Source organism: Desemzia sp. FAM 23988 (genome assembly GCF_045528365.1).
Taxonomy (GTDB): Bacteria; Bacillota; Bacilli; order Lactobacillales; family Carnobacteriaceae; genus Desemzia.
Genome location: NZ_JBGQQS010000005.1, coordinates 41,572 through 66,835, shown reverse-complemented (window position 1 = coordinate 66,835; position 25,264 = coordinate 41,572). Strand labels below are relative to the sequence as shown.

The 25,264-nt window shown below is 38.3% G+C and carries 26 protein-coding genes and 1 pseudogene; 21 read left to right on the top strand and 6 right to left on the bottom strand.

Annotation, left to right across the window (positions count from 1 at the left end; translation table 11 throughout):
* Positions 1-6: 6 nt before the first annotated feature.
* From ACEN4L_RS04480 to ACEN4L_RS04400, 17 genes are all read left to right on the top strand, one after another.
* Positions 7-1,386: a flagellar hook-length control protein FliK gene (locus tag ACEN4L_RS04480; RefSeq protein WP_407096143.1), complete on the top strand. Its 1,380-nt coding sequence runs from the start codon at positions 7-9 to the stop codon at positions 1,384-1,386.
* Between the two features lie 13 nt (positions 1,387-1,399).
* Positions 1,400-1,846 (top strand): flagellar hook assembly protein, encoded by a 447-nt coding sequence (locus ACEN4L_RS04475; RefSeq protein WP_407096142.1) that lies wholly within the window; start codon positions 1,400-1,402, stop codon positions 1,844-1,846.
* A complete protein-coding gene (locus ACEN4L_RS04470; RefSeq protein ID WP_407096141.1) occupies positions 1,830-2,201 on the top strand; it encodes a flagellar biosynthesis protein in 372 nt (123 codons plus the stop codon). Before ACEN4L_RS04475 ends, ACEN4L_RS04470 begins: the two co-directional genes overlap by 17 nt.
* Before the next feature lie 81 nt (positions 2,202-2,282).
* On the top strand, positions 2,283-3,146 hold the full coding sequence (locus ACEN4L_RS04465) for a flagellar hook-basal body complex protein (RefSeq protein ID WP_407096140.1): 864 nt from the start codon (positions 2,283-2,285) through the stop codon (positions 3,144-3,146).
* Between the two features lie 92 nt (positions 3,147-3,238).
* The gene (locus ACEN4L_RS04460) at positions 3,239-3,448 is read left to right on the top strand and encodes a flagellar FlbD family protein (protein ID WP_079650629.1); all 210 of its coding nucleotides are present in this window, start codon (positions 3,239-3,241) and stop codon (positions 3,446-3,448) included.
* Positions 3,445-4,266, top strand: a complete 822-nt coding sequence (locus ACEN4L_RS04455) for a motility protein A (protein WP_407096139.1) — start codon at positions 3,445-3,447, stop codon at positions 4,264-4,266. The genes ACEN4L_RS04460 and ACEN4L_RS04455 overlap by 4 nt, the downstream gene beginning before the upstream one ends.
* Entirely contained in the window at positions 4,259-5,008 is a 750-nt protein-coding gene (locus ACEN4L_RS04450) for an OmpA family protein (RefSeq protein ID WP_407096138.1), read from the top strand. The genes ACEN4L_RS04455 and ACEN4L_RS04450 overlap by 8 nt, the downstream gene beginning before the upstream one ends.
* Complete coding sequence (fliL, locus tag ACEN4L_RS04445; protein ID WP_407096137.1) at positions 5,008-5,475, top strand: flagellar basal body-associated protein FliL; 468 nt, start codon at positions 5,008-5,010, stop codon at positions 5,473-5,475. Before ACEN4L_RS04450 ends, fliL begins: the two co-directional genes overlap by 1 nt.
* A 28-nt stretch (positions 5,476-5,503) precedes the next feature.
* The gene (locus ACEN4L_RS04440) at positions 5,504-5,893 is read left to right on the top strand and encodes a flagellar biosynthetic protein FliO (protein WP_407096136.1); all 390 of its coding nucleotides are present in this window, start codon (positions 5,504-5,506) and stop codon (positions 5,891-5,893) included.
* 26 nt (positions 5,894-5,919) lie between these two features.
* On the top strand, positions 5,920-6,642 hold the full coding sequence (gene fliP / locus ACEN4L_RS04435; protein ID WP_407096211.1) for a flagellar type III secretion system pore protein FliP: 723 nt from the start codon (positions 5,920-5,922) through the stop codon (positions 6,640-6,642).
* A gap of 9 nt (positions 6,643-6,651) precedes the next feature.
* Positions 6,652-6,915 (top strand): flagellar biosynthesis protein FliQ, encoded by a 264-nt coding sequence (gene fliQ / locus ACEN4L_RS04430; RefSeq protein WP_079650494.1) that lies wholly within the window; start codon positions 6,652-6,654, stop codon positions 6,913-6,915.
* Positions 6,915-7,685: a flagellar biosynthetic protein FliR gene (gene fliR / locus ACEN4L_RS04425; RefSeq protein WP_407096135.1), complete on the top strand. Its 771-nt coding sequence runs from the start codon at positions 6,915-6,917 to the stop codon at positions 7,683-7,685. Before fliQ ends, fliR begins: the two co-directional genes overlap by 1 nt.
* Before the next feature lie 18 nt (positions 7,686-7,703).
* Positions 7,704-8,789, top strand: a complete 1,086-nt coding sequence (gene flhB, locus ACEN4L_RS04420) for a flagellar biosynthesis protein FlhB (protein WP_407096134.1) — start codon at positions 7,704-7,706, stop codon at positions 8,787-8,789.
* Between the two features lie 35 nt (positions 8,790-8,824).
* Positions 8,825-10,915 (top strand): flagellar biosynthesis protein FlhA, encoded by a 2,091-nt coding sequence (gene flhA / locus ACEN4L_RS04415; RefSeq protein WP_407096133.1) that lies wholly within the window; start codon positions 8,825-8,827, stop codon positions 10,913-10,915.
* 51 nt (positions 10,916-10,966) lie between these two features.
* Entirely contained in the window at positions 10,967-11,683 is a 717-nt protein-coding gene (locus ACEN4L_RS04410) for a sigma-70 family RNA polymerase sigma factor (RefSeq protein ID WP_407096210.1), read from the top strand.
* On the top strand, positions 11,676-12,419 hold the full coding sequence (locus ACEN4L_RS04405; RefSeq protein ID WP_407096132.1) for a flagellar hook-basal body protein: 744 nt from the start codon (positions 11,676-11,678) through the stop codon (positions 12,417-12,419). Before ACEN4L_RS04410 ends, ACEN4L_RS04405 begins: the two co-directional genes overlap by 8 nt.
* Positions 12,420-12,444: 25 nt before the next feature.
* Complete coding sequence (locus ACEN4L_RS04400) at positions 12,445-13,227, top strand: flagellar hook-basal body protein (RefSeq protein WP_407096131.1); 783 nt, start codon at positions 12,445-12,447, stop codon at positions 13,225-13,227.
* A gap of 705 nt (positions 13,228-13,932) precedes the next feature.
* Here the strand turns inward: ACEN4L_RS04400 and ACEN4L_RS04395 are convergent.
* Complete coding sequence (locus ACEN4L_RS04395; RefSeq protein ID WP_407096130.1) at positions 13,933-14,541, bottom strand: 50S ribosomal protein L25; 609 nt, start codon at positions 14,539-14,541, stop codon at positions 13,933-13,935.
* Between the two features lie 489 nt (positions 14,542-15,030).
* Between ACEN4L_RS04395 and ACEN4L_RS04390 the strand changes: the two genes are divergently transcribed.
* Together ACEN4L_RS04390 and ACEN4L_RS04385 are read left to right on the top strand one after the other, a co-directional pair.
* Positions 15,031-15,822 (top strand): 3D domain-containing protein, encoded by a 792-nt coding sequence (locus ACEN4L_RS04390; protein WP_407096129.1) that lies wholly within the window; start codon positions 15,031-15,033, stop codon positions 15,820-15,822.
* Between the two features lie 148 nt (positions 15,823-15,970).
* Entirely contained in the window at positions 15,971-16,786 is an 816-nt protein-coding gene (locus ACEN4L_RS04385) for a Cof-type HAD-IIB family hydrolase (RefSeq protein ID WP_407096128.1), read from the top strand.
* Between the two features lie 100 nt (positions 16,787-16,886).
* Here ACEN4L_RS04385 and ACEN4L_RS04380 read toward each other — a convergent pair whose 3' ends face one another.
* Entirely contained in the window at positions 16,887-17,180 is a 294-nt protein-coding gene (locus ACEN4L_RS04380) for a hypothetical protein (RefSeq protein WP_407096127.1), read from the bottom strand.
* A 153-nt stretch (positions 17,181-17,333) separates the two neighbouring features.
* Here ACEN4L_RS04380 and ACEN4L_RS04375 point away from each other — a divergent pair, with 153 nt between their 5' ends.
* Positions 17,334-18,518, top strand: coding sequence for a CapA family protein (locus tag ACEN4L_RS04375; RefSeq protein ID WP_407096126.1), 1,185 nt, complete (start codon positions 17,334-17,336; stop codon positions 18,516-18,518).
* A gap of 365 nt (positions 18,519-18,883) precedes the next feature.
* On the opposite strand, the gene ACEN4L_RS04370 is transcribed toward ACEN4L_RS04375, so the two are convergent.
* A complete protein-coding gene (locus ACEN4L_RS04370; RefSeq protein WP_407096125.1) occupies positions 18,884-20,335 on the bottom strand; it encodes a UDP-N-acetylmuramoyl-L-alanyl-D-glutamate--2,6-diaminopimelate ligase in 1,452 nt (483 codons plus the stop codon).
* A gap of 298 nt (positions 20,336-20,633) precedes the next feature.
* Entirely contained in the window at positions 20,634-21,959 is a 1,326-nt protein-coding gene (locus tag ACEN4L_RS04365) for a CHAD domain-containing protein (protein ID WP_407096124.1), read from the bottom strand.
* A 269-nt stretch (positions 21,960-22,228) separates the two neighbouring features.
* Between ACEN4L_RS04365 and ACEN4L_RS04360 the strand changes: the two genes are divergently transcribed.
* Entirely contained in the window at positions 22,229-23,479 is a 1,251-nt protein-coding gene (locus ACEN4L_RS04360; RefSeq protein WP_407096123.1) for a dicarboxylate/amino acid:cation symporter, read from the top strand.
* A gap of 56 nt (positions 23,480-23,535) precedes the next feature.
* On the opposite strand, the pseudogene ACEN4L_RS04355 reads toward ACEN4L_RS04360, so the two are convergent.
* Positions 23,536-23,637, bottom strand: a pseudogene (locus ACEN4L_RS04355) (IS3 family transposase); the annotation flags it as partial.
* Positions 23,638-24,238: 601 nt separating this feature from the next.
* Positions 24,239-25,081, bottom strand: coding sequence for a helix-turn-helix domain-containing protein (locus ACEN4L_RS04350; protein ID WP_407096122.1), 843 nt, complete (start codon positions 25,079-25,081; stop codon positions 24,239-24,241).
* Positions 25,082-25,264: the final 183 nt, after the last annotated feature.

Here is a 25,264-nt window from a genome sequence, read left to right as displayed (position 1 = left end):
AAAACTATGCAAGCCATACAAGCAGCGACCACGATACATAATACAACTGAACCAGCAACAGGGCAACAAACGACAGCTGTTGAAAAAGCTGCCTTTTCCGAGCAATTGGAGCAATCAATAGACCAACAAGCCAAAAAAGCAGAAGACTCTGTCAAAGATGATTCAAGTTCAGATCAGTCATTGGAAACGGATGAAGCTGAGCAAAACGCTGAACAAATGGAGCTAAGTGAAGACGAAGTAAAGCCTGATGCAGCATTTTTATGTTATCAACCCTTTCTAACAGCTGAACAACAATTGGCCGTTCGTTTTAAACATGTATCGGTCGAAAAAGAGATAGAGCAAAACGATGGTCAAACGACTGTTGAGCCGCTTCAACCACAAAATACCGCTATGCTGAATCGTCTCGAAGTTGGACTGAAAGCAACTGAAGCTGTATTGCCTGGAGAAAAGAATGCAGTTCTTCCTATTTCGTTAGATGGAACACAAGATACAGTGGAAACAGAAGTAAAAAAAATGTTGCCGGATACTCTTCAAATAGTCGATAAAACAGCTGGGCCACATTTAACTGATCAAACTGTTTCTTTAATAACAGATAAAATGCTAGATGCAGGAAAACCTGTTGAGCAAGCTGTTGTAACAGAGGACGGTCAAGAAGCTTCAGCAATGCAAGAAAAACCAGCAGTTGGACAACAGAATCTGTCTGTGTCTTCTAATCAACAAAGTATCGTAGATCCACTTGTTGCAGAAGAAGCGGCTGAATTAAAACAACCTCCAGTAGTTGAAGGTATGCAAATGGAAATCAGTGATTTGGATGTGCAATCTGATTTGCGTTTGAAAGTCACAGCGGCAACAACAAGCGACTCGTCTTTCGCACAACAACCTGTAACTCAAAGAGAAGTGCAGTTACCTGTAGCTTTGAACAGTGGAAGTCTGTCAACAAATCAACAAGTATTGTCTCAAGCTATCAGTGAGGTAGTGATGGATCAAGTCACTACGCTGAAAGATGGTCAACAGACAATGGCTCGACTCAGTCTGACTCCTGAAACACTAGGACACATTAAAATTGAATTGAGAATGAGAGACAGTCAATTGCAAACAACGATCGTAGTAGAAACTACGGAAACAAAAGAGCTGCTCGACAGCAGTATGCAGCAATTGACAACGAGTCTGGCACAGAAAAATATCCAGCTCCAGGACGTATCGATTCAATTGAATCTGCCTCAAAACTCAAGTTTTACATTTGCGGAAAGCGGTTCGCAACAAAACGCACAGCAACAAGATAGTGAACAATCAGCAATGTACTTTGACCCTGTAGAGGAAATCGGTCATCCAAAAACAAATGAGGAAGAAGACTCTACTACAGGAAGGTTGAGTATTTTAGCCTGAAAGGAAGAAAATAATGGATATTCCAACAAGTTTTAATATTGGATCTGTAAGCAGTATCAGAGGAACAAAACAAAAATCCAACTCTGAATTGAGTTCAGAAGACTTTTTGAAAATCATGGCGGCGTCTATCAGCAACCCTCCTCTTTCAGGTGGAGAAGGTGGCAGTAGTGATGGAGGGAGCAGTGATTACATCTCACAAATTGTTCAGTTCAACATGGTGGATCAGTTAACAGCTTTAACGGAAACCACGACCAATAATATGCTGATGATGCAGCAGCAACAAGGATTAGATCTATTAGGCAAAGAAGTAAAAGTGCTTGATGAAACGACTTTTGTAACGGGAACAGTTGAAAAAGTGAAGTTCACGCAAGGATACGCTACTCTTCAAATCAACGGAACCGAATATGCCTTAAATGATGTGGTAGAAGTAGGTGTTCAAGCGAATGACCCTGCGAATTGATAGTCAACAAACTCACGCGTTTAACTCTAACAAGTCGGTTAATCCGAAAATCGACCGGACGTTCAGCACGTTCTTATCTGAAGCTGCTCAACAAACTGTCAGCACGAAAGAGATCAAAATCTCTAACCATGCTCAAAAGCGCCTAGATGAAAGAGGGTTGCAGTTGGAAGATAATGACATGGAAACCTTGGAAACAGCCTTTGACGAATTGAATCAAAAAGGTTCTAAAGATTCCTTGATTTTTTTCAAAGATATGGCATTGATCGCAAGCATTGATAATCGAACGATCATTACAGCTCAAAAAACGAGTGAAATGCGGACAGTCACCAATATAGACAGTGCAATATATATTTAACTAATTATTTGGCCGGACCTAACGGAAGCCAATGACCCATGGACCGAATGAAGTGGGTACAACTGAATGGAGGAAATCAACATGTTAAAATCATTATACTCAGGCGTTACAGGAATGAAGAGCCAACAAACAAAAATGGACGTTATCTCAAATAATATTGCAAACGTTAGTACGACAGGGTTTAAATCAGGACGCGTGCGTTTTGAAGATATGATCAGCCAAACGAATGCTAATGCTCAAGCAGGCATCAATGCTCAGCAAGTCGGATTAGGGGTGCAAACTGGTTCAATTGATACAATCATGACAGGTGGTTCGTTGCAAACAACCGGAAGAGCATTAGATTTTGGGATCGAAAATGGCGACAGCTCATTCTTTACGGTAAGTGGAGATGGCGGAGTGAACAATTCTTATACACGTGACGGTGGTTTCTATACCGATTTTAACGGCAACTTGGTTACATCAAGCGGCTTGAGTGTTATGGGATATGCTGCTAATGCAGATAACACAGGTATTGCTGAACCTAGAGTAATGGAAGCCTTAAATATTCCTGCAGAACATCCAACTGTAAATGATGCAGATGGAAATCCAGTTAAATTGCAAAACTATTCAGTAGATAAAACAGGAATGATTACAGGGACTTACAGTGACGGTAAAGTTTACACTATCGGACAAATCGCATTGACTAGTTTTTCCAATCCAGACGGTCTAGAAAAAGCTGGCAGTAATCTATATAATGCTACAGCCAACTCTGGAGAACCTGTACTTGGCGAACCAGGCGAACCGGGATTTGGTAATGTGCAATCTGGTTTCTTGGAAATGTCTAACGTGGATCTAGCCAATGAATTTACCGATATGATCATTACAAACCGAGCATATCAAGCCAACTCAAGAAGTATCACTACTTCAGATTCAATGTTGGAAGAATTGATTAATCTGAAACGTTAATTACTAGATACCTAAAAAGGGGCACTTAATGAAGGCCACAATTGATAAGTCCTTCATTAAGCCAGTCTCTAACAACGAAATGAGGTTGATGTATGATTGCTTTAACATCTGTGTCAGGAAAAGAATTTTATTTGAATTGTGATTTGATTTACCGGGTGGAACATACTTTTGATACCATCATTACTTTGGTAGATGGAAAAACGATTCGGGTTGTGGATTCTGAAGAAGACATTGTCAAAAAAATGATTGCTTATAAACGCAAAATACACAGTCCATTTCCAGAGAGCGAGGAAAAAGCATGAAGAAAAATATGGTTCCTTTAATTGGAATAGTTGTAGGAACTGGACTACTGATTTGGTCGATCACTTCTGGCGGCCCGTTTGCTGCCTTTTTAGATGCACCATCACTTGCTATTACGCTGGGTGGTTCATTTTGTGCATTATTGGTTAGTTTTCCATTAAGTGATGTAAAAAAGATGCCGACTATTCTCAAAAAGTTAATGTTCAGCCCAGACACCAATGAAGAAGAACTGATCAATACCCTTATTGAAATTTCTAAAAAATCGAGAAGCCAAGGGATTTTAGCAATTGAAAATGATATCAAAGAATTAGACAATGAAATGCTGGTTTATGGATTAGAAATGGTAGTAGATGGATCTGACGCAGAAGATATCCGTGAAATCATGGAAATCAAAGCAGAGAATATTGAAAAGAGACATAGCGTCGGACAGAATATATTCAATAAGTGGGGAGAACTAGCCCCTGGTTTTGGGATGTTGGGAACACTGATTGGATTAATCATCATGTTGGGGCAATTGACTGATCCAAGTACTATTGGTTCTGGTATGGCCACAGCATTGATCACTACTTTCTATGGAAGTTTCTTAGCCAATATGATTTTCTTGCCGATAGCGAATAATTTAAAAATGCAGACAGAGGCAGAAATGCAATTGTGTGAAATGACGATTGAAGGAGTTTTATCGATTCAAGCTGGACAAAATCCGCGGGTCATTGAACAAAAGTTGAAAAGTTACTTGGCCGATTCTAAAAATGGTGTCGATTCTGAAGCGAGCAGCGATAAACTAGACGGCGAATTTTCAAAGGAAAAAAATTATGGCTAGAAAACAGAAAAAAAAGATAGATGTAGAAAGCGGAGGCTCTCCGGGCTGGATGACGACCTTTTCTGATCTAATGACTTTGTTGTTAACGTTCTTTATTCTTCTTTTCTCGATGTCCAGTGTCAGTGATACTAAATTCGACCAAGCATCTGCGTCAATGTCTTTGGCTTTTACCGGTCAAGACGGTTTATTGCCTAAAGAAACGACTGTAGTTCCGGATGATACTGGAGAAAAAAAGGATATCGATGGCGTTAAAACAACTGGGGATGAAATTCCGCCTGAATTAGTTGAAATGTATGAAAAAATGGAGCAGCTGCTGCATGAACAAGATATGGATACGACTATCGGCATTGAAGTGGACTCAGAAGGGATCTATTTAGACATTAAAGATTCGATTCTCTTTTCACCAGGGAGTGCTGATATCGTTGGTTCCGGAACAGAGACCTTGAACAATTTAGCTGAATTGATTCAACAAGTAGACAACGAAGTCATTATTGAAGGATATACAGATGACGTTCCAATGAGTAATGAACAATACGACAGCAACTGGGAACTGTCAACATCCAGAGCCGTTTCTGTATTGCGGTATTTAAGTGAAGAAAAAGCGGTCGATCCAACACGATTATCTGCTAGAGGATACGGTGAACATCACCCGATTGTACCGAATGATTCAGCGAAAAACAGAGCAGAAAACAGACGAGTCAATATCGTCATATTATATGAAGAATTTGAGGAGGGAAGTTGATGGAAAACGAGACTTCTAAACCAAAAAATAAATTAAAGCCTATTATGATCGCTGTGGTCATTTTATTGGTCTTAACGATTGGAACTTTATTAGGAATTGGATTTAGTACTGGAAAAATTCAAGAGGTAACGGCAACTATGTTTGACTCAAGTGAAGAGATCACTGTTCCGTTAGATCAGTTTCTGGTCAATTTAACACCTGGCGAAAGCAACAGAGATCAATATTTACAAATTGAATTATCCATCTTCAGTGCGCAAAAAGATGCAGAAGCAACACTAACCGAGAGAATGCCGCAAGTTAGAGATGCTGTCATCACGGTACTGAGAAATAAAACGAGTGATTCCTTATATGCAACAACTGAAGACGGAACATTAGTGATCAAAAATGAAATAAAAGAAAAAATCAATCAAGAAATTGGAACGAGTTTAGTAAGTGATATCTACATAACGAATGTTGTTACACAATAAAGAGTCAGAAAGGAAGAGGAGTTAAAGAATGGGTTTTGGAACAGGGCTTGAATATGTCTTTAAAAGTGTTTTAGCATTGATCGTGATCATCTTTCTGGCAAATAAGTTTTTACAATATTTAAATTCTGTGATGAAGAAACAGGCTAAAACCATTCAGGTTATTGAACGGATGCCGATCAATAAAAGTTCTTCATTATGCATTGTGGAAATGCTGGGAAACTATTATTTAATGAGCTTTACAGAAGGACGCAATGAGATTCTTAAAGAATTTACCACAGAAGAAAGCCAAGCGATCGTAGCGATGCAGACAGAAAAAGTGGCTCTTGGGGAACAAAAAATACCAAATGCAGAACAGTTTAAAGATGTATATGCAAAAATTCAAGAAAAAATTCAAACTTATACTGAAAAGAGGAACTAGAATTGTTGAAGAGAATCTTGCTTGTTATGGGCGGAATAGTAGTGTTGTTTGGGTTTCCCCAACAAGTAGGAGCAGCAGAAATTATGGACAGTGTAACTTCTGCTTTGGAGAGTGGAGCGGGAGAAAATGCCGAGACTGTTCAACTGTTCTTATTGCTTACCCTGTTAAGTTTCGGAACAGCATTTCTTGTTTTAACAACAGCTTTTACCCGAATCATTGTGGTATTATCTTTTACCCGAAGTTCACTTGGAACACAACAAAATCCGCCAAATGTCGTGATTATGGGACTAGCTTTGTTCTTAACACTTTTCGTCATGCGTCCGGTAACGGACGAAATTATGGATGAGGCCATCAAGCCTTATTTGAATGATGAAATCACAACCGAAGTTGCTTTAGACAGAGCGGAAGATCCGTTAAAAGAATTTATGGCAGCACAAACGCGTGAAAAAGACATTCAGTTATTTCTAGATATCTCTGGCGAAAGTCAGCCGGAAAACCTGGAAGATCTGCCGATGATGGTTTTGACGCCCGCATTTGCGATCAGTGAATTACGGACTGCCTTTACTATCGGGTTTCTGATCTTTATTCCCTTTCTAGTAATCGATATGGTAGTGGCCAGTATCTTGATGTCCATGGGGATGTTCATGCTTTCTCCAGTCATGATTTCCTTGCCATTCAAGTTGTTGTTGTTCGTTTTAGTAGATGGATGGTATTTAGTAGTTGAATCCCTTGTTTCAGGATTTCAGTAGAGGTGCAAAATGACGATAGAAAAAGTGTTAGATATTTTACGTGAAGCATTCTTCGCGATTATTGAAGTAGCTGGACCAACGCTGGCGATAGCGTTAGTAGTAGGTTTGTTTATCAGTATTTTACAAGCTACTACTCAATTGCAAGAACAGACATTGAGTTTTGTGCCTAAAATATTGGCAGTGATCGCTTCTTTGATCATCTTTGGCAATTTTATGCTGAATGTACTGATCGAATTTACTGAAAAAATCTTTGAAACGATTGCGAGTTTGTGATGGATACAGGAATGTTAGCGGAGATTCATGTCGCTCTATTGATTTTGATGCGTGTTTCTGCCTTTATCTTTGTTTGTCCCGGGTTCTCGTTTACCGGGTTGCCTAATTTAGTTAAAATTGCGATCTCAGCAGGAATTTCTATTGGTGTGTATTCAGTGGTTCCAGCTGTTACCAGTATTGATGGTGTGATCGAATTTTTTTTCTTAGGATTGAAAGAAGTGTTGGTCGGATTTGCGATCGGGTACATTTGCCAGTTGTTTTTTACAGCTGTGGAGATGGCCGGGAAATTAGTGGATTTTCAAGTCGGATTTTCGATGAGTGAAGTATTTGATCCTAGTTTAGGTATCAGCGCTTCCAATTATGGAAAAGTATTTTATTGGATATCCATGTGTGTATTCTTTTTTACAGACTTGCACCATGCGGTCATTAAAGCGTTGGTCCAATCTTTTACATATTTGCCCTTAGAAAGTACGAATTTAGGTACCTTTGGAGTAGAAGGCATTATCAAGTTGTTTGGTATGATTTTTGAACTGTCGATCAATTTAGCGGTGCCTTTGATGATCACTTCTTTGATCGCTGAAGTTGTTTTGGGATTGATATCGCGAACAGTTCCGCAAATCAACGTGTTGATTTTGGGGATGCCGATGAAAGTTCTAGTCAGTTTGATCATTACATTAGCAGTGTTGACACCGATGACGGAGAGTATTCAAGACATTATGCCGATGATGGTGAAATACATGAATGAATTTATGCGCTCATTGCCAAGCTAAAAAAGAGAGGTGAACAGCATGCAGGATAAAGACAGTAAAACAGAAAAGGCCAGCCCCAAGCGATTAAAAGACGCTCGAAAAAAAGGGGATGTGGCTAAAAGTTCCGATTTAACGTCTGCTGTCTCCTTTGCTGTTTTTGCATTGATGACGGCCTCTCTTGGTTTATACGTATTTGAAAAATCCTTTGCTTATCTGCGAGGTTTTCTGTCAAATGGGTTAACCATGGGAAGCCATGTAGGCACAGAAGCCTTGCGAAATAATTTAGCGAGCCTCGGTGTCCAGGCAATCACCATTCTCTTTACGATTGCCGGACCTTTTCTATTGATTGCTTTTTTCGTGTCGTTATTTGCTGCTGGATTGCAAACCCGTTTTCTCTTTTCAAAAGAACCGCTGAAAATGAGTTTAAATAAGATCAATCCTGTGAACGGATTGAAAAATATGTTTAGTAAAAAGGCTTTATTTACGATGTTAAAGACCTTTTTAAAATTGGCACTGGTGTTTTACGTCACTTTTGCTGCTCTAAGTGATTCTTTGGATGTCATTATTAATTTAGGGAAGTTTGGTACAGAAAAGATCTTTTTCGTCATATTGGAATTGGTCAAAACAGTAGGAACTAATTTAGCTGTATTGTTATTGGTACTGGGAATCATTGATTTTGTTTATGAAAAGTATGAATACAGTACAAAAATGAAAATGACTAAACAAGAAGTGAAGGATGAGTTTAAAGAAAGCGAAGGAGACCCGCAAATCAAATCCCAACGGAAGCAACGTCATCGTCAAATGATGAATGGGAACATTAAAGATGTGGAGTCAGCAGCAGTGATTATTACCAACCCTACGCATTTGGCAATCGCGATCCGCTATGAACGCGGAAAAGATGAAGTTCCGATTGTAATGGTAAAAGGAGCCGATTTAATGGCTCAAAAAATTCGAGAGCGGGCACGCGAACACGGTGTTCCAATTGTCGAAAATAAACCGATCGCTAGAAACCTCTACAAAAATATCCAAGTGGGTCAAACGATTCCGGCGGATCTTTACCAAGCTGTTGCAGAAATATTAGCGTTGGTGTATCAAATGGAAGAAATGAACAAAAATAAAATTTGATCGGCTGAATCAGTACAAATGAAGGAGAACAAACAATGATAAGTGCTTTAAATGGAAAACTAGAAAAAATGACACGTTTTTCGGATATAGGAATTGCGGTACTGGTCATCATGATTTTAGCGATGATCATTATTCCTTTACCAGCGTTCATGCTGGATTTTATGTTAGTAGTGAACATCTCATTAGCCTTGATTATTTTACTATTAACTTTATTCACTAAAAACGTATTGGAGTTCTCTACTTTCCCCACTTTACTGTTGGTGACGACGATGTTCGGATTGTCCTTGAATATTTCGTCTACTCGTCTGATTTTGACTGAAGGAAATGCCGGACAAATGATCGATACATTTGGAAACTTCGTAGCCGGGAACAATTTTATCGTTGGAGCGGTTATCTTTATCATCATTATTCTTGTTAATATGATGGTGGTTACCAGTGGTTCTGGTCGTGTTTCTGAAGTGTCCGCTCGTTTCACATTGGATGCTATGCCAGGAAAACAAATGTCGATCGACGCGGATTTGAATGCGGGATTGATCACCGAAGATCAAGCTAAAAAACGACGCAAAGATTTAGAACGAGAAACGCAATTTTTTGGAGCGATGGATGGAGCCAGTAAATTTGTTAAAGGAAATGCTATAGCGGGAATCATTATTACTTTGATCAACCTGATCGGTGGGATCTTGATTTTCTCTCTTCAAGATGGTATGGGTATCATGGAAGCTTTGAACCATTTTGGAAAGCTGACGATCGGTGACGGTTTAGTGAGTCAAATTCCCTCATTAATGGTTTCTGTTGCTTCAGGGATCTTGGTGACGCGTTCAGGAAGTCAAACCGGTTTTGGGAGTTCGTTAAGCGGCGAGTTATTCGGAAATGCTAAAGTTATCAAAATCGCATCCGGCGTATTGCTGTTGTTTGCGATCGTTCCAGGTATGCCGACGATTCCCTTTTTGCTCATAGGGGTAGTGGCGTTTGCAGCTGGGTATTTGATGGATGAAAATGAAAAAGTAAAAGCCAGCGAAGCGAAAAAATCAGAGATTAAAGCTGTTGCTGAACAGAGAACTGAAAGTAAAAAAGTGGAAGAAGAGTCGATTACAACATTCCAAGTCGATCCGATCTCAATCGAAATCGGTTATGGGTTGATTCCATTGGCTGATGAGCGTCAAGATAACAATTTGACTAGTCAGATCCCGACAATTCGCCGTCAATGTGCTCAAGAGATGGGGATCTTATTGAATCCGATACGCATCCGCGACAATTTGCAATTAGCGCCAAATGATTATGTCATCAAAATTAAGGGCAATGAAGTTGCTCAAGGAAGCTTGTATCTGGATAAATTCATGATCATTGATCCTGGTGAATCAACGTTTGAATTCAATGGAATAGCAGCGAAAGAACCTTCCTTTGGTTTAGACGCTATGTGGGTTGATGAAAGCGACAAGGATATGGCCGATATCAAAGGCTATACTGTCGTTGATCCATTGACTGTACTGATTACTCATTTGAAAGAAACAATCACACAACACAGCTTTGAATTGCTGGGCAGACAAGAAGTGAAACAATTGTTTGAAGGCATCAAAGAGAAGTATAGTGTAGTCATTGATGAATTGATCCCGGACATCTTGCGTTTGGGAGAAGTGCAAAAAGTCCTGCAAAACTTATTGAAAGAACACATTCCGATCAATGATTTAGTTACGATCTTAGAAACTTTGGCAGACTATGGAAATACGACAAAAGATACAGAAGTATTGACGGAATATGTGCGTCAAGCACTCAAACGAACGATCGTCAAACCGCATTTAGATGCAAATGGTGTCTTGCACGTGGTGACGATTCATCCAGATTTAGAGGAACGAATCAGTCAAAGCACACGAAAATCGACAGCAGGGTCAATACCTGCTTTGCAGCCAAATGAAATTACCCATTTATTTGATAACCTGACCTTCTCAAATAACCAATTGGATAGTCATGGTATTCCACATGTGTTGCTGGCGTCACCAAAAATACGTCCAGCAGTGAAAAATCTATTGGCCTTTAATTTTCCGGACTTGCCGATCTTGTCTTTAAATGAAGTGCCAAATGACATTGCCATTGAAACTGAGGGCATGATTGAAACGACAGTGCGATAATGAGGCAAAGCAGTATACACCAAAACGAAATGGCTAGGAGGAAGGGCAATGATGTATTATGAGACAGACCGAGAACAGGAAATCTTAAAATATCTTCCCTTGGTCGAAAAAGTCGTGAATGGGTTAGACATCAAGCGAAAAGACTATGAGCGCTCTGATTTGATCAATATGGGCGTGATCGGTTTAATGGACGCCTTGAATAAATTTGATAAATCCAAAAAGGTCCCTTTTGAAGGATATGCCTATATTCGTATCAAAGGGGCGATCATTGATGAAGTGCGTAAAACGTCTAAAGTATCACGTTCACGCATTACAAAATTGAATGATTTTTACAAAGCGAAAGACAGACTGGAAAAGACATTGATGCGTACGCCGACAGATAAAGAAATCTGTGCGGAATTGGACATCGGTGAAAAAGAATTTGCAAAGATCCATGAAACGGTGCACCAATTAGCTTCCGTGTCTCTGGAAGATGTGTTGTTTTCGGAAGACGGACATGATGTTGAGGTGTTGGATATGTTGGAAGACACATCGGCTGTGAATTCTGAAGAACAACTGTTGGACATGGAACGAAAACAACTATTGGCTGTGGCCATTAAACGATTGGATCAACGTGAGCAGCAAATTTTAAATATGTTGTATGTAGATGAATTGAGTTTGAAAGAAATCGCCTATGTTTATGACTTATCGGTACCGCGTATTTCACAGATTCATGGGAAAATGATTGTAAAACTAAAAGGTTACATGAAAGAGGCTTACAATGATTAGAGGATTGATTACTACTAATAGGAACTTACATATTTTAGAAAAGAAACAGGAAAATTTAAGTACCTCTGTAGCAAATTTAAATACTGCAGGGTACAAAGAACAAGAAATCATTCAAAGTACGTTATTGGAACAGAATTTGTTCAATCGTTTGAATGGTCCAGAGTTGAATCAACAATTAGAGGTAGGCGGACTTCCTTTGGGCAATCAAATAGATGAAGTTTACCGTGATTTCAGTCAAGGCGGTATCCAATTGACCAATTCTAGTACGGATCTGGCGATTCAAGGAGATGCGTTTTTTACTGTTGAAACGGGCGCTGGAGAAGTGATGTACACACGTAATGGGAATTTTACGGTAGATGCAGAAGGGTTCTTAGCTACTCAGGATGGGAATCGTGTCTTGAGTACGACGAATGATCCAATCCAAGTGGGCAGTATGGAATTTACCGTTTCTAACAATGGAACAGTGATTGAAACAGGACAGCAGCTGCAATTGACGACATTTGCTGATCCAGCTGGCCTTACGAGTACGGGAGATACATTATTTGCCGGAAACGGCGGAGTGATGACTGGAGATAGTGTGGTCTTGCAATCAGCTATTGAAGGTGCGAATACGAATACGGCTGATGTGATGGTTGATTTGATGCAGATATCGAGAGAATTTGAAGCTAATCAAAAAATCTTGCAAGCAGCAGATCAAACGCTGCAAAAAGCTGTGAATGAATTAGGTAAAGTATAGAGTAAGTTGAAGAAGGAGGACAAGAATGAGTATTTCGTTAAGCACCAGCAGAAGCGGTATCCATGCACATCAAAAAGCAATGGATGCTATTGCAAATGACATTGCCAATGTCAATACAACTGGCTACAAATCAAAGCAAGTCAATTTCCGTGAATTAATGTCGAATCAGTTAGTAGAAGATAGATTGCTGTTGGCAGACAACGCAGAAAATACCAGCATCAGTACGGGAGCATTGAGTGGGATAACCACCTCAGACTTCACCCAAGGATCGTTAACCGAAAGCGGTGGGACGTTCCACATGGCGATTGCTGGGAACGGATTTTTTGGTGTCACAGATCCTGCTGGACAATTTTATTTGACCAGAGATGGCGGTTTTCAATTAACCGGAGATGGTACTCTGACAAATGGACGCAACGAATCATTGGTCATGAATACGACACTGCCTGTTGGTTCATGGCCTCAGGGAGATATCGTTATCCAAGAGACGGGCACAGTTATTGTCCAAGGTCTGAATGGTGAGGAAACACAAGTGGGGAACATTCCTTTATTTTACCCTAGTGTTCCAGACGCATTGCAACCTGCCGGCGGAAACAATTACCAAGTTCCTGAAGACATCGAGTTATTGACGTCAAATGGAAACAACGATGCATTCGGTACAATCCAACAAGGCTATCTGGAGAGCTCCAACGTAGACTTAGCCAGCACATTTACGGATATGATCGTCACCCAAAGAGCCTATTCCCTAAGCCTGAAAACGGCCCAAAGCAGTGATGAAATCATGGGAATGATCAATAACTTTAAACAATAGAGAGTGGAGTAAGGCGTTAAGCTCTCCGGAAAAAATAGAACCGATGAGAGTTAGGTGCACTTTACCTGACACTCATCGGTTCTATTTTGGGAGTGGGAGCTGCCTTACGCAACTTGTTCAAGCTAGAGAGTGGAGTTTATTTATCGAAAAGAGCAAGCACCAACGAAAGTTAGTAGTTTTTACTGACTTTTTGTGGGTGTTTTTTTGATAAGTGCGCTATTTATTAATAGAGGTTTACGAATAAGCTTTGATTATTAAGTAGAGGTTAGTTACTTCGTAAAAGGACTACTGACTAAGTTGCAATTGTGAAGTAGAGCCTTCTTACTTCACAAAAGTACCACTGATTAAGTTGCAATTGTTAAGTAGAGCCCTGTTACTTCACAAAAGCACCACTGACTAAGTTGCAATTGTTAAGTAGAGCCTTCTTACTTCACAAAAGTACCACTGATTAAGTTGCAATTGTTAAGTAGAGCCCTGTTACTTCACAAAAGTACCACTGACTAAGTTGCAATTGTGAAGTAGAGTCCTGCTACTTCACGAAAGCACCACTGACTAAGCAGTAATTGTTAAGTAGAGACCCTCCTCAATAATAGTAGTCGTTTTTGAAAAACAGCTAAAGACTATACTGTTTTAGTAGTAGAACAACAAGTTTAATTAAAAAAGGAATGTGGACTTATTGTCCACATTCCTTTTGAAATAAGTGATTTAGTTGGCTTCTGTTTCGCCGATTACTTCTGGCTGTGCGTCTTCTGCGCCTTCTTCAGCAACTTCCTCAGTACGAGGAGCAGAAACTGTTGCTACCAAAGTCTCAGGGTCTTCCAAGATTTCTACATCTGGAATTTCATCTAAGTCAGCAACCGTCAATGTGTCTCCGATTTCTAAACTTCCTGCATCTACAGTAAATTCATCAGGCACTTTCTCGGCTACTGTTTCTACAGACACTTCGTAGATTGCTTGTTCCAAGATACCCACTTTTATATTTTCGGTATTTTCTAATACGACTGGTACATTTACGGTTAATTTTTGTCCAGCTTTTAATGTTTGCATACTCACATGAAGGATTTGGTTTTTTAATGAGTGGCGTTGAACTTCTTTAATGTAAACTTGTCCAGTTCTACCACCTTCAACAGCAACATCAAAAATGGCACTGTCACCTTGTGTTTTTAAAATAGTCGCAATATCTTTTTCATCTAACAAAACAGGGATTGAATCTTCGCCTCTTCCATAAATCACTGCTGGAATTTGATCTTTACGACGATCCTGGTTTGAAGCGCCTGTTCCTACTGTGTTTCTTTTGATAGCTTTTATTTCCATGTTTGTTTCCCCCTTAAGATAATTACCTCACAACTAATCATAAAGGAAATCAAATTAAAATGAAAGCGATACGCATTGAGAGAGACTGCATGAACTCTCTCAATAGCTGTTTGTTTATCCAAAGGGACAGACAGAATAAAATCAAACCCTTACTTTTTTTGTGAAATAAGGAAAAGACTACTGTATCAAGGTTTTCTGCATTTTGAATGTCAGAATAATTACAAATTGTTGCAATAACATATTTTATTTTACGGATCGTCCGTATTTGTCACACATCTGCAAAGAACACTTACTTTTAATACAAAAGCAATAAGGAATCATAACAAATCCCCTTTTTTGCTTTTTTTCTTACCGATACGTGTTACGATTCATTTCGTGGCAGAGGAACCCATTAATAGAACACTTAAAGAATTATCTTTAAAGCTATTAAAAATTTCAAGGGACTCTGGAAATGCATTTACTGCATTTGGAATAGAAAGGGAGAAAATAATGAGAAACATGAAGTCGAAATTAGTAGCTGCAGGATCAACTTTAGCCCTCGTAGGACTCTTCTCAGTAGCGAACCCATCTGAAGCATCAGCAAACGAATATACCGCAAACTCATGGCAAGCACGTACAGTAACCGAAGTTAAAAATGACATTAAAAGTGATGAAAATGGTTCAAAATACACTTTCCAATGGGGAGATACGTTATCAAGTATTGCTTTAGCAACAGATATCTCTGTAGATTCATTAGTTAAAATCAATGACATCAACAACGCAGATATGATCATCGCGGGAAATTCTATTCACTTATCAACTGACCATTCAGTGGTAACGGTTGAAAACAACGATAATGTGAAAACTTATGATGTTAGTGAAGATGAAGTGAAAGAAGTCGAAACTCCTGAAGAAACTGAAGTTGTAGAACCCGAAGTTGCAGAGGAACCTGAAGCAACTGAACCTCAAACGACTGAAACTGAAACTGCTGAAGCAAGCGAAACAGCAGAACAAACTGGTGAATGGATTACTGTAGAAGCAACAGCTTACTCAACGAATCAACCAGAATTAAGCGATACAACTTATACAGGTATCAACTTAAACGAAAACCCAAATGTTATTGCCGTTGACCCAAGCGTTATCCCATTAGGATCAACTGTATATGTGCCAGGATATGGAACATTTATTGCTGGAGATACAGGTAGTGCAATCAATGGACACCGTATTGATGTTCACATGACCGATTTAAATGCTGCTCTTCAATTTGGAAGAAAAACTATTGATGTTCAAATTTTAAACTAATTCAATACAGCTATTAAAATAGACCTGACTATTCGCAAAAGAATAGTCAGGTCTATTTTAATACGAAAGAAAGCAATGCTTGGTTGAATATCTGTCAATAACTCGTATACTAGAACTAAAGAGAAATACTAGAGGAGTTGAAGAAAAAGTGACAATTAAAATGATTGTGGTGGATATGGATGGAACCTTTTTAGATGACAAAAAAGAATACAATCGTGAACGATTTAAGCGGTTGTTTACTCGGTTGCAAGAAAAAAACATCCAATTTGTCGTAGCTAGTGGAAATCAGTACGCCCAATTAAAGTCATTTTTCCCAGACACCTATCAAGATATGACTTTTGTGGCTGAAAATGGAGCTTTCATCATTGAAAAAGAAAAAGAGGTTTTTACAGAGAACATTCCTTTTGAACTGATCCGACATACATTACAGATTATTGAAAAAATACCAGATATATCAGTCATAGTATGCGGGAAAAAAAGTGCCTATGTATTAGATTCCTCAGACAAAAGGTTTATTGATATCGTCCGCATGTTTTACCATAAATTGACGATAGTTGAAAAATTTCAAGATATAGATGACCAAATCTTGAAATTGGCACTAGGGTGCTCAGAATCGCAAACGAGTTCTATACATGAGCAATTAAAAGAACTATTAATGGAAGAAATCACTCCAGTCAGTTCCGGGAGAGGGAGTATTGACTTAATCAGGACAGGCACACATAAGGCGAATGGGCTAAAGAAATTAGTTAAAGAAGAGAGGATAAAGCCCGAGGAAGTGATGGTTTTTGGAGACGGCGGAAACGATATCGAAATGCTGCAGTTTGCCAAATACAGTTTTGCGATGGCTAATGCAGATTGCGAGATTAAAAATAATGCAGCCTACGAAGCCCCTTCCAATAATGAAGAAGGTGTACTGGAAGTGATTGAACAATTTATTTTACAAGGAAATCTGCTAGAACAATAAAGAGTATAAATGCTCGACAAAAAAATCTAGGTCAGTTGAAGAGAGTCATACTTCTCCCAATGACCTTAAATTTTTGTCTAGCCTGCTCAAATGATCTGTGCTAGTAGAGAACGATCATATAAAAAATCGTTACCCCAATAGCTGCTCCCACAATAAAATAAAGCAGCATTTGCAGCAAGAGATACCAGTCCATTTTGTTGGCAGCATCTTTTTTCTTGTTTGTGGCGGATGTTGCAGGGTCATCTCGTTTAGATAAAAGGAAAAATCCAATCCCTACAATGATTCCGACAACGGATAAAAGAGACTGAGATACTTCTGGCCGAAGATACCCAACCACTAATCCCGTCAAAACGGCAAATAGCAATAAACTGTAACGTCCGATTTTATTTTTCATTACGTATCTCCTCGATGGATAAAGATTTAGTTATCTTTAAATAAGATAATTAAATTATACCATTATTCTGGAAATGAGACCGCTTAAATGTAATATAAGAAAATGAATAGTGGAACATCAATGATGTCATCCCACTAAAGGAGAAGATCAAAAATGAAAACATACTTATCTATTCTTGTTCTTTTGTCGCTGACTGGTTGTGCTGCTAAGGATACAACCTCAAATGAAATGGAACCTGATAACGTTTCTTCACTCGAAAGCAGCACGGAATCTGTTTCTGAAAGTGAGGCAGAAGAAACACGGATTTCGTTTATTGGTGTAGGAGATAACTTGATTCATGAAGAAATTTATACAGATGCTCAAACTGAAGAAGGTTCGTATGACTTTTCCTCTATGTATCAATATGTTAAAGAAGATATTCAGACAGCAGATGTAGCTTTTATCAACCAAGAAACCATGCTTGGCGGAGATGATTTAGGTTTCTCAGGCTATCCTTCATTCAATACACCAAGTGATATGGCTGAAAATTTAGTAGAGACTGGTTTTGACCTTATCAACTCCTCCAGCAACCATTCTTTGGACAAAGGGACTGAAGGTGTTTTAAATGCTTTAGAAACGTGGTCTGACTATCCTGAAGTGACTTATACAGGAGTATTTAAGGATCAAGAACAGCGAGACACTATTCCTATTTTTGAGAAGGACGGAATTACATTTTCATTGTTGACCTATACGTATGGTACAAATGGGATCGAGCCTGAGTATCCTTATTTGGTCAATTATTTTAGTGACGAATTGATCACTCAAGATGTCACACAAGCAAAAGAAATCAGTGATGTGGTGTTGGTCTCGGCACATTGGGGAGATGAACACACTTTTGCTCCTAATGAGTTTCAACAGCATTACGCTCAATTATTTGCTGATCTTGAAGTAGACGTTGTTTTTGGAACTCATTCCCATACTATCCAACCAGTAGAATGGGTCCAAGGAGAAGAGGGAAATGAAACTTTAGTGATTTATTCTTTAGGCAACTTTTTAGCTGCGACTACTTCAGACATTAATTTATTGGGCGGGATGATCGCTTTTGATGTTGTTCAACAAAATGATCAAGAAATCCACGTTGAACAGGTCAAATGGACTCCGCTGGTTATTTATTATGAGAATGAAGTAGCAAAGAACCTTGATACCCGGGAAAACTTTGCTGTATATAAATTGGAAGACTACACAGACGAGTTGGCAGAAACGCATGGATTAACTGGGTTTGAAGATAATGATGTATCCATCGATCAGTATCAGCAGTTGATAAAAAAAGTTATTGATCCTTCATTTTTAGAGGAGTAATGAAAAAGCAGGGGTTGGCTGTTTAAGAGCACACTGAGGAGATAGAGCTGGTGGCTTCAGAGAAGGCTGGTTGATCTGTAACATAGCGGATGGACTTGATAAGAGCTGTCTCAGAGCCATTTGGTGTGGTTCAACCAATCCGAATGTCGCTGATAAGCCTTGTCAGCGACATTTTAGATACTCGAATAAGCCGAATGAAATGGGATAAAAGTGCTTTTTCTAAAATAATAGTCTCGCCTCTTTAATATTAATTAAATACAAAGTAAAATGCACTCCCACTATTGGATGAAGAATCTAATAGTTTTGGGAATGCATTTTTTCTAGGGGCTTTTTGTTCCAACCCCTTCTTTTAGTTAAAACTAATCCTATTGTACGTGCTTTAATTGAAGAATCGTTTCTTTATCTGAGTGTGTACCCATTTGGAAGGTTTCTGTGTAAGCTTCTGGCCCTTTGCCAGTCAGTACGACATAATCTCCAGGTTTAGCCAACTTCTGAGCTTCCTGAACAGCAAGTGTACGGTCCATAACAATCTTGACATGGTCTGTAAGATTAGCTTCTGTTATTAACTGTTGATAAACGTCTATCATGTCCTCTTCAGAAACACCATTCAGATCATCTGTCGTCAATAAAGTATACTGACTTAGTTGATGAGAGGTCTCGAGCATCAAAAGGCGTTTCGTAGCATCTCGATTTCCGCGAAAACCAAAAATATGGATGATATTGTGGGCATCGAATTCGCGAATAGATTCCAGACAATATTGTAAGGCTAAATCTGAGTGTGCGTAATCAATGATGTAGTGAACCCCGTCAATAACGGCTGCCTGTTCAAATCGACCAGGGACGCCTGGAAAGTCCTTCAGATGTTCGCTGATTTCTTGAATAGAATGTCCTAAGTCAAACACCACAGCACCTGCCATCGACAAATTATACATATTGTGTACTCCGATCAAAATTGACTGCAGAGTAGAAACAGATTTATGAGTATCGATCTGAATGTCTTTACCTATTCTCGAAATGAGCCTAAATACAGCATCCTCATTTGTACCAACTGAAATGGTTTGAACATTTTTAGAAGCTAAGCGGTGTACTAACTTATTTCCCCAAGCATCATCAAAATTGATCACAGCTTTTCCAGTAGGTTTTAATTTGTCGAAAAGCAGTGCTTTTGCTTCAAAATATTCTGCCATTGTATGGTGATAATCTAAATGATCGTGTTGCAGATTAGTAAACAATGCATAATCAAACGTTATTCCTTCTAAACGATATTGAGTTAATCCGTGAGAGGATACTTCTACAATGATTACTTGGTCATTGGAATGAGCCATCATTTGATGGAGAAGTAATGAACTAGGCGTTGTATTTGATGACTTTGAGGTCTCACCATTAATCACGTATTCAATAGTTCCTATCAGTGATGTAGTGTAGCCCGCTTTTTCCAACAAATGCCTTAATAAATAACAAGTAGTCGTTTTTCCATTTGTTCCAGTGACTCCAATTACTATTTTATTGGAAGAAGGATTGCCGTAAAAAATATTAGCTAGCTGACCGAGCATTTTACGACTATTTTCTACTAGCATATAAGGAGTACTCATCAGATCGTTTTGAGGGGTCTCTCCGATGATCAAAGAAGCACCGTTCTTTACTGCATCCGTAATGTAGTTGTGTCCATCGAATTGATATCCTTTGATAGCAATAAATATCATTCCTGATTTTATGTTTCTTGAATCATCCGTTATACCAGTAACTTCCATTTCAGGATTTAGGCCTGAAAATTCAGATAAAGAAGAGAAGGATTCAAATAATGTGTTTAGTTTCATTTGGAAAAGTGGCCTCCTTCTATAAGACAGTCAGTATATATAAAAACAAAATCATTTTAGTTAAATGGATGTATTTTTTGTTTAAAAAGTTTCATCAATCTCAAATAAAAAACCACAAGGAAGCCTTTTGCGCTGGATAAAATCTGTAAACATGAGTTTAAAAATACCTTACTATATCAAACGTTATTTGTTTAAAGGGATAAAGAGTGGTCAGTAGGTGCTGCGGAAAATGAGGGATTTCTTAAATAAAAAATAGAAAAGAGGATATCCATCCGGAAAAACCGGATGGCTGAAGAAATCAGTGGAAAGTAAAAGGGTGTTGTTTTAAAGTCGTTAATTGTTTCTCAAGTTGATGAGTCTCATATTGCTGTAAAGTTGAAAAGTCATTCTTTAAGGATTGATCTGCTTCGGCTAAAAAAAATGCATCCAGAACAACCGTATTTTCATAAATATCCGTCACTCTACTCAATGATCTTTGTATTTTTTTCATTTGTTTTTGTTCTTTTTTGTATTTTTTATTTACTAGAGGGGGAAAGCTTTTTAAAATATAGCGGTAAGTCTTTGCTTTTTTCCGCGCTTCATGGACCTCTTTTGCATCCTTGTAGTCCAAATGTGAGAGCATCTTTTGCAATGATCGATGTTTTTTCTGAATCTTTTTTTTAGCAAAGCTCTCGAAGTCTTCAGTTTCCAATATTAATGGAACCCAATCAACAGTATCGGCCCATTCCAACAGATTATTTAAAATAGTCCGAAATTTCTTTTGATTACTGGAATGTACCAGTCTTCTTTTTTCTTTTTCGCGATTCTCAGCCATAACAGCCAATACAGCGGTACCGTTTTCTAATAAACTGGGTTCTTCTTCAATAATCGTGTTCACTCTATCGATCAAAACATCCAACTCACGCAAATGGGAAAATTGTTGAAACGCCTCTTTTGCAGGAACTTTAGCTTTTTGATAGACATTATCTGGCAATAACGGTTTTAGGAAAGAGAGCAATGAGCGGAAGTGGCGAATCTGGACTCGAAAACGATGAGTGGTTTCTTCATCAGCAGGATCTTCAAGAAAAGCTTGATGTAAACTTTGTATCTTACGGAGCTGAGATTGGAGCAGTAATCTGACTTTAATGGAATCATTAGTGTCTACTGAACCTAGATGTTTTAAAGAAACAGGCTGATGAAACCACAACAAATCACTTTTAGCAGAATTCTTCAGCTGAATAGCAGCACAGGAACCTTTATCAAATGGTAAGGAAACTCCTGTCAAGTGCTCAATCCAAATGCTTAAAGTAGGCTCATGTCCAACTACGATGGCCGTACAGTCTTTAGGAAGACTATCCAGTTCTTTAATCAATAACTGAATATCTCCTGCAGAGATAAATTCTTTTTGAACAATATCGGGATTTCCAAAAGACTGAGCCACAATCTCAGCCGTTTCATAGGCACGTGTCAAGGGACTAGACCAAATGAAAATTGGGTGTTGTGTATCCAATAAATACCGGAGATTTGGAGCGGAAGCCTGCAGTTCTTTTTTACCTTTGGGAGTTAGTGTGCGATCATAATCTGGTTTATCGTTAGTTTTTTTCTCTGCTATGCCGTGACGAAACAACCATACTTGTCGTCTCATTATATTCCTCCTTCCGATACCAAAGCGTTAACCATACTATAAAAAAATAACCAGCCAATTCTTGTTCACTATTATAGGTACTTATATTATCGCTTCTTTAATGGAATTTATCCACTAATACGATAAGGTGGTTCAGTTGTCTATCGGTTAGAGAATAATGAGTGGAGGAATATCAAAAATCTCCTAGAGTTTATAGGGAGAGTATGATAAGATTGAAACTAATTTATGAAAATAGGATTAAAATCCATATATGTAGGAGGAACCAGCAAATGAAGAGAATTAAAATAGGCTTAGTGCCGAAATTACTCATTGCTATTATTTTAGGAATACTTTTTGGCCAATTGGACATTTTGCCCACCGTTATTTTGCAGATTCCAATTACAATATCCAGTTTATTTAGTAGTGTATTATCCTTTATTATTCCACTCATGATTATTGGTTATGTAATTGTTGGTATTGCGGACTTGACTCAAGGTGCAGGGAAGTTATTAGGAGCGACGACACTTATTTCCTATGGATCAACATTAGTAGGTGGGGTAATTGCTTACGCTATAGCATCAAATGTATTCCCCATATTCATCACTCCTGAACTAAGTGAAAGTGTCACAGATAGTGGTGCAGGTTTAGCAGCCTTATTTACGATTCCCTTAGAGCCGATGATGGATGTCACCTCAGCGATTGTATTTGCATTCTTATTTGGGATCAGTATATCTTGGCTGAGAGGACAAAATAAAGGAGAAACGATTTATCATTTCTTCAATGACTTCAGTGCTATTATTACTCGTATATTGAATTCATTTATTATTCCGGGTTTACCAATTTATATTTTTGGAAATTTCATCAACCTCAGTTATACAGGATCAATTCAATCTATTTTAGCTGTATTTTGGAGAGTATTCTTGATCGTTTTAGCTTTACAGTTATTGGGAGTTGTGGTGTTATTTACTATTGCAGGTATTTACCGTAAAGAAAAACCTTGGCAATTTATTAAAAACCAAGTGCCAGGCTACATCACTGCTGTCGGAACACAATCATCGGCAGCTACGATACCAGTTAACGTAGAGATTGCCAAGAAAAATGGCGTCTCACAACAAATTCGGGAATTTGTTGTGCCGCTATGTGCTACGATTCATTTGTATGGAAGTATTACAACGGTCACTTCGTGTGTAACAGCAGTACTGATCATGTATGGAATTCCATTTGATTTTCCGATGATGCTGAGTTTTATATTGGTACTCGGCGTAGCTATGGTAGCAGCCCCAGGCGCTCCAGGCGGGGGGATAATGAGTGCTTTGCCTTTCTTGCCTCTAGTCGGTATTCCTACAGCAGGGCCGATTGCGACATTATTGATCTCACTCTATCTGACTCAAGATAGTTTTGGAACAGCTGCAAATGTCTCAGGCGATAACGCGATTGCGTTGATTGTAGATAAGATTTACCATACTAAAATCTTGAAAGATAAGTCATGGACTCCAAAAAAGAATTTTGAATCTAGTATTTTAGAAGAAAATAATCTATAAGTAAAAAGACTATCTGAAGTAAAAGGGGTGCTGGCCCCTAAAAGTGAGAGTTTTTATTATACAGCTGATTGGCTGGTTTGAGTTCGGTATTCAACCGGACTTAAGCCAGCCAATTTTGCTTTTGCTCGAACATGATTATACCATTCGATGTATTCCTCGTTTCTTGACCTATATTGGTACTGTCAGCTTTGATCAGAATGGGAGATTGGTGTATATCGTGGCTTGTTCCAGTGGGATGCTCTATCCAACGTGAAAGAGACGTTCGTTCGATGAGTGAATGAAGGTTATTCTTCAAGTGAGTATTAAATTGTTTCCCACTTGAAGAATAAAATCGATTTACTCATCAAGTGGACATAAAATTAAGTCTCACTTGAAGAAAAAATTTGGTTTATTCATCAAGTGAACATTAAATTAAGTTTCACTTGAAGAATAAACTAAAATAATAGTGCCGCTGGCTGTCTCTGACTCATATTTTTTTCTATTCAGGCAACATTTAAGGATAAAGGGATGAGAAACACACGGTTTCTTCATTATAAATAATAAATGATAGCCAAAGGACCTTTTAAATATTTTTGGTCTCTTGTAACTTAGATTCTTCACTAGATTTTGCCATAAAAAACGACCTCTAAAAATTAGATTTTGCTCTAACCTTTTTAGGGGTCGCTACCCTTCAGATAATCTTTTTTAGCAGAACATTTTATAAATACCAGAACCAGTGCCAGAGAACTTCTTTTGATAAGACAAAAAAAGAAATAAAGTCTATTTAAACTTCATTTCTTTTTGAAAAAGGGTCGGAGGCTTTCCGTAATACTTTTTAAATAATTTGCTAAAGTAATAAGCATCTTCGTAGCCTACCAGTTTTGAAATCTGGCGGATACTGATTGCTATGTCCTCTTCAATGATCTCTTTAGCTTTAGATAACCGCAGTTGAATGAGGTAATTGATCAAGGTTTCGCCAGTATGATCTTTAAAAATACGTGATAAAGAAGCAGGGCTAGTGTAAAAATGCTGAGCAATTTGGTTTACGGTAATGTCTTCCATGTAATGATTTTCAAGAAATAGAACCACTTCATCTACCAAACTGATTTTTTCTTTTTCTTCTTCTGTCAGCAATAACGAACTTTCTGTTAAAGGCAGCATAGCAGCGTCTCGTAAAAGTAAAACAAATAATTTCAATACTAATGATTTCAACAATAACTCTGAACCGGCTTTTGATTGTTCGCGTTCGATCAGAATTTCTTGGCAAGTATCAAAAAAAGAATGGTTGTGTTCAGATAGTTTAATGATTGGATTCGTAATAGGAAAATAATCTTTTGGGAATCGATCAACGTTAAAATTACGGATACCAATATGAATTTGGACATTTCTCATTCCCGTATCCGAGTATTCATAATGACTGATGCCCGGGTTAAAGAGTACGACGGTTTGTTCGCTTAGACGAGTAGTGTTCCCCTCTATATTATAGAAAATTTCTCCGCTGACGATCACACTCATTTCTACAAAATCATGATGGTGATTTTTCCCTTGAAAACGATCTTTAGATTCTGCGTCAAAGATATAAAGGATCTCTGGGTTAAACGTTTTTGCATCAATTTTTAACATGCTTACACCCCACTTCATGTTACGGCAATTATTTTGAACATTCAGAATAAAGCTATATTCAAATTATAGGTTATCTGAAAAGCGAACTCAATAAGGAAGATCGATAGAAATAGCGAAAACGGGATTTTTTTAGAGCGCTTACAGATCTATGCGATATTTCTTTAGTTAAATTAGGCTAGAGAG

Bases quoted from the DNA above. Each gene is read 5' to 3' on its own strand.
- ACEN4L_RS04480 (WP_407096143.1), top strand. From the start codon at position 7: ATGCAAGCCATACAAGCAGCGACCACGATACATAATACAACTGAACCA.
- ACEN4L_RS04475 (WP_407096142.1), top strand. From the start codon at position 1,400: ATGGATATTCCAACAAGTTTTAATATTGGATCTGTAAGCAGTATCAGA.
- ACEN4L_RS04470 (WP_407096141.1), top strand. From the start codon at position 1,830: ATGACCCTGCGAATTGATAGTCAACAAACTCACGCGTTTAACTCTAAC.
- ACEN4L_RS04465 (WP_407096140.1), top strand. From the start codon at position 2,283: ATGTTAAAATCATTATACTCAGGCGTTACAGGAATGAAGAGCCAACAA.
- ACEN4L_RS04460 (WP_079650629.1), top strand. From the start codon at position 3,239: ATGATTGCTTTAACATCTGTGTCAGGAAAAGAATTTTATTTGAATTGT.
- ACEN4L_RS04455 (WP_407096139.1), top strand. From the start codon at position 3,445: ATGAAGAAAAATATGGTTCCTTTAATTGGAATAGTTGTAGGAACTGGA.
- ACEN4L_RS04450 (WP_407096138.1), top strand. From the start codon at position 4,259: ATGGCTAGAAAACAGAAAAAAAAGATAGATGTAGAAAGCGGAGGCTCT.
- fliL (WP_407096137.1), top strand. From the start codon at position 5,008: ATGGAAAACGAGACTTCTAAACCAAAAAATAAATTAAAGCCTATTATG.
- ACEN4L_RS04440 (WP_407096136.1), top strand. From the start codon at position 5,504: ATGGGTTTTGGAACAGGGCTTGAATATGTCTTTAAAAGTGTTTTAGCA.
- fliP (WP_407096211.1), top strand. From the start codon at position 5,920: ATGGGCGGAATAGTAGTGTTGTTTGGGTTTCCCCAACAAGTAGGAGCA.
- fliQ (WP_079650494.1), top strand. From the start codon at position 6,652: ATGACGATAGAAAAAGTGTTAGATATTTTACGTGAAGCATTCTTCGCG.
- fliR (WP_407096135.1), top strand. From the start codon at position 6,915: ATGGATACAGGAATGTTAGCGGAGATTCATGTCGCTCTATTGATTTTG.
- flhB (WP_407096134.1), top strand. From the start codon at position 7,704: ATGCAGGATAAAGACAGTAAAACAGAAAAGGCCAGCCCCAAGCGATTA.
- flhA (WP_407096133.1), top strand. From the start codon at position 8,825: ATGATAAGTGCTTTAAATGGAAAACTAGAAAAAATGACACGTTTTTCG.
- ACEN4L_RS04410 (WP_407096210.1), top strand. From the start codon at position 10,967: ATGTATTATGAGACAGACCGAGAACAGGAAATCTTAAAATATCTTCCC.
- ACEN4L_RS04405 (WP_407096132.1), top strand. From the start codon at position 11,676: ATGATTAGAGGATTGATTACTACTAATAGGAACTTACATATTTTAGAA.
- ACEN4L_RS04400 (WP_407096131.1), top strand. From the start codon at position 12,445: ATGAGTATTTCGTTAAGCACCAGCAGAAGCGGTATCCATGCACATCAA.
- ACEN4L_RS04395 (WP_407096130.1), bottom strand. From the start codon at position 14,541: ATGGAAATAAAAGCTATCAAAAGAAACACAGTAGGAACAGGCGCTTCA.
- ACEN4L_RS04390 (WP_407096129.1), top strand. From the start codon at position 15,031: ATGAGAAACATGAAGTCGAAATTAGTAGCTGCAGGATCAACTTTAGCC.
- ACEN4L_RS04380 (WP_407096127.1), bottom strand. From the start codon at position 17,180: ATGAAAAATAAAATCGGACGTTACAGTTTATTGCTATTTGCCGTTTTG.
- ACEN4L_RS04375 (WP_407096126.1), top strand. From the start codon at position 17,334: ATGAAAACATACTTATCTATTCTTGTTCTTTTGTCGCTGACTGGTTGT.
- ACEN4L_RS04370 (WP_407096125.1), bottom strand. From the start codon at position 20,335: ATGAAACTAAACACATTATTTGAATCCTTCTCTTCTTTATCTGAATTT.
- ACEN4L_RS04365 (WP_407096124.1), bottom strand. From the start codon at position 21,959: ATGAGACGACAAGTATGGTTGTTTCGTCACGGCATAGCAGAGAAAAAA.
- ACEN4L_RS04360 (WP_407096123.1), top strand. From the start codon at position 22,229: ATGAAGAGAATTAAAATAGGCTTAGTGCCGAAATTACTCATTGCTATT.
- ACEN4L_RS04350 (WP_407096122.1), bottom strand. From the start codon at position 25,081: ATGTTAAAAATTGATGCAAAAACGTTTAACCCAGAGATCCTTTATATC.